Raw genomic sequence first — 1,490 nt, forward strand, 5'->3', positions numbered from 1 at the left:
TGCTAAATTGAAGTGCAGTTCTTCGATTGAACTTTTGTGCAAAACTGAACATTTGTGCTTCGATTTCCGCCACTTCGCCAAGCTGCAAAACGTTATAATTTATTGCTCCGGTTTGTAATTCTGGTTCGGTTTTAATGGATAGTTTAGGTTCAAAAATTCAAAAACTTTACGCATAATTTGATCGAATAACTTTGTAGAATTTCTTTGTCTTAAATTAGTTTTTAAATTCTTTGCGCAATAGTTACGGAATTACTTTGTCGAGTTTCTTTGTAGAAATTCTTTGTGGTTACTTTGTAGAAATTCGTAATCTAAAACCTAAAAAAGAAGAATCTGTTCATTAAAAGAAGCGAAATACATTGCGCAATTGGAATGGTAAATATTGTGGTTACTTTGTGTGAATTTCTTTGTGTGTCGCAACAAATTATAACAAGGGTTTAGCCGCATTGCTGGTCTAAACCTCAATAGAAAATCCTTCGGATTTTCATGCGCTGCATTTCATAATAAAATTCTTCGTAAATTGCCGCAACGACGGCTAAGCCTGAAACGTTACCAGCAAGCTTAAACAGAACCGCAAATGAACATACTGCAAAAAATAACTCGTAAAATAATTAAGTTTTCATTTGACTTTTCAGTTTCAACAATTGAACGCTTTAATGATATGGAATTCTATAATCAAAAAGTTTCTGAATTAAGAAATCTTGAAAAAGGAATGTTGGGCAAAGAAATTGCAGATTGCCTTGACAAACATAAATTAACATTAGTTCCTAATTATGAAAGTCATGATTTGAAACATGTTTTGCTAAATTATAAAATGACAGCTGAAGATGAAATTAGAATGCAAGCATTTATGTTAGGAAATGGCAACTACACAATTCCTTGTTTTGCTATTTTAGGTTTTGGAGCAATACTCCTACCCGATTTGTGGTCAACTTTTTACCAAGATTATAAAAAAGGTAAAAACTCAATTCCAATATCAAGTTGGAGAATAGAAGATTACGCAAAATCTAACATTAATGAATTGCGTTTGAAATTAAAAAAAACAGAAACAGAAAAACAGCAATTTATGAATCTAAAAACATTAACAAAATTAGGCGCTTTTGCTTCAATAATCGCCGGAATTTTTGGAATGCTTTTTTGTCTTCCATTTTTGTTCTCATCAAACTTGGCTGACTTAGTTGGTGCAGGATTTCCTTTTGTTGGTGGAGCGATTTTGACGGTTGGTGGACTTTTAACTTTGTCGAATTTAACTCGAATAGAAAAAAGCCAGCTGGTAACAGCAGTTTAGCGCAATAGCTATTTTAGATTTAATAAGAACGTTCGATTTTCCGCTGGAAAATCTTATCTTAGCAAGAAAAAATACGTTTCACGCAGTCGCTACTGCGCCAAGCTGCGGAACGTTAGCGGTCAGCAGCGGACGACCCGAAAATTAACAGAAATGACAAACGATTTTGTAAATAGAAAAGGACAACTTGACGACTTGAAAGAAATGC

At 33.6% G+C, this 1,490-nt stretch carries 1 protein-coding gene; it reads left to right on the top strand.

Translation table 11 applies throughout. The features are described 5' to 3' along the window. Positions 1-574 precede the first annotated feature (574 nt). Positions 575-1,285 (top strand): hypothetical protein, encoded by a 711-nt coding sequence (locus BUC09_RS14600; RefSeq protein WP_143161952.1) that lies wholly within the window; start codon positions 575-577, stop codon positions 1,283-1,285. Positions 1,286-1,490: the final 205 nt, after the last annotated feature.

The organism is Flavobacterium terrae, assembly GCF_900142035.1.
Lineage (GTDB): Bacteria > Bacteroidota > Bacteroidia > Flavobacteriales > Flavobacteriaceae > Flavobacterium > Flavobacterium terrae.